Source organism: Mesorhizobium sp. M7A.F.Ca.AU.002.02.1.1 (genome assembly GCF_003998535.1).
Classification (GTDB): domain Bacteria; phylum Pseudomonadota; class Alphaproteobacteria; order Rhizobiales; family Rhizobiaceae; genus Mesorhizobium; species Mesorhizobium ciceri.
Genome location: NZ_RZPB01000891.1, coordinates 1 through 2,202 on the forward strand (window position 1 = coordinate 1; position 2,202 = coordinate 2,202).

General features: G+C 62.0%; 2 protein-coding genes. One reads left to right on the forward strand and one right to left on the reverse strand.

Going from position 1 to position 2,202, the window contains the following annotated elements:
* Positions 1-284 precede the first annotated feature (284 nt).
* A complete protein-coding gene (locus EN879_RS39550; protein WP_155924935.1) occupies positions 285-425 on the reverse strand; it encodes a hypothetical protein in 141 nt (46 codons plus the stop codon).
* Between the two features lie 194 nt (positions 426-619).
* Here EN879_RS39550 and EN879_RS32935 point away from each other — a divergent pair.
* On the forward strand, positions 620-2,202 hold a 1,583-nt coding region (locus tag EN879_RS32935), incomplete at its 3' end, for a DNA gyrase subunit B (RefSeq protein WP_127274559.1).

Consider the following 2,202-nt stretch of genomic DNA (forward strand, 5'->3'; position numbering starts at 1 on the left):
GGTAGGTGTCATGCCGATCCCGGAAGGCGTCGCGCTGCCGATGTACCAGAAACTGCTCGACGAAAATGGCGCTTTCAACGCCAGCGAACAGGTGCAGGGCGGAGCCAAAACCATGCTCGACGGGCTGCTGCGCTGGAGCGAGGCTTTGAAGCCGATGCGGGCAGGCTGAAAACGCTGGTCTTCCGCAAAAAACCCCGGTTTGCTGCCATAGAGAGGTGGTCGTGCACAGGAACGAACTGGGGGGCAGTTCGATTTGCGCTTGCTGTTTGCCTTGCTGCCTATGCTCACCACCGCCACCGCAGTGGTGGCGCCTGGCCCTGGTCATCGCCAACGACGACCACCGCCTGATCCGGCCGCCCGCCCGACATGACGCCGGGGCGCGACCGCAGCAGGCGGCTGGCGCCGAGATACAAGTTCATGATCAAGGTTTCTCAAGGACCGCTGGCCGAAGTGAAATGGGGGCCGGCGGAGGCCCGCCATTGGCAGCCGGCCATTCCCAGTGAAATGCCTGCAAACCTTGGAAAAACCGCCTTTTGCGCCTATATCTAGTCGATATCAGAGGCGCGATTCGGCGCGGACTTTTCGCGCTGTGCAGGCGGCATCCAGACAACAGGTTTTCATGAGCGATCAGATCGACAACAACAACGGCGCTGAAGCCGAATACGGCGCCGATTCCATCAAGGTTTTGAAGGGGTTGGACGCTGTCCGCAAACGCCCCGGAATGTATATCGGTGATACAGACGACGGCTCGGGCCTGCATCACATGGTCTATGAAGTGGTCGACAACGCCATCGACGAGGCGCTGGCCGGTCACGCCGACCTCGTCACCGTGACGCTCAACCCCGATGGTTCGGTCACTGTGATCGACAATGGCCGCGGAATTCCGACCGATATCCACACCGGAGAAGGCATTTCGGCGGCCGAAGTGATCATGACGCAGCTGCATGCCGGCGGCAAGTTCGACCAGAATTCCTACAAGGTCTCGGGCGGCCTGCATGGCGTCGGCGTCTCGGTGGTCAACGCGCTGTCGGCGTGGCTAAAGCTGAAGATCCGCCGCAACGGCCAGATCTTCGAGATGAGTTTCACGCATGGCAATGCCGACGCACCTCTGAAGGCGACCGGCACCTATGAGCAGGACAAGCAGCCGGGCACCTATGAGGGCCGCAGCGGCAGCCAGATCACCTTCTTCCCGTCGGCCGAGACCTTCACCATGGTCGAGTTCGACTTCGGCACGCTGGAACACCGGCTGCGCGAGCTTGCCTTCCTCAATTCCGGCGTGCGCATCATTTTGACCGATGCCCGTCACGCCGATGTCGTGCGCCATGAACTGCACTACGATGGAGGCCTCGAAGAATTCGTCAAATATCTCGATCGCGTCAAGAAACCGCTGATCGACAAGCCGATCGCCATCCGGGCGGAGCGCGACGGGATCACCGTCGAAGTGGCGATGTGGTGGAACGACAGCTACCACGAGAACGTGCTGGCCTTCACCAACAACATCCCGCAGCGCGATGGCGGCACGCATCTGGCCGGCTTCCGCGGCGCGCTGACGCGTCAGATCACCGGCTATGGCGAATCCTCTGGGCTGACCAAGAAGGAAAAGGTCTCGTTGATCGGCGACGATTGCCGCGAAGGTCTGACGGCGGTGCTGTCGGTCAAGGTTCCCGACCCGAAATTCTCCTCGCAGACCAAGGACAAGCTGGTCTCGTCGGAAGTCCGTCCTGTCGTCGAAGGCCTGGTCAACGAAGCGCTCGGCACCTGGCTGGAAGAACACCCGAGCGAAGGCAAGGTGGTCGTCGACAAGGTGATCCAGGCGGCGGCGGCGCGCGAAGCGGCGCGCAAGGCGCGCGATATCACCCGCAAGAGTTCGCTCGGCGTCACTTCCCTGCCCGGCAAACTGGCCGACTGCCAGGAACGCGACCCGGCGAAATCCGAAATCTTCATCGTCGAGGGTGATTCCGCCGGCGGCTCCGCCAAGGGTGGGCGTTCGCGCCAGAACCAGGCGATCCTGCCGTTGCGCGGCAAGATCCTCAATGTCGAGCGGGCGCGCTTCGACCGCATGCTCGGCTCCGACATGATCGGCACGTTGATCACGGCGCTCGGCACCTCGATCGGCAAGGACGAGTTCAACGCCGACAAATTGCGCTACCACAAGATCATCCTGATGACCGACGCCGACGTCGACGGCGCCCATATCAGAAC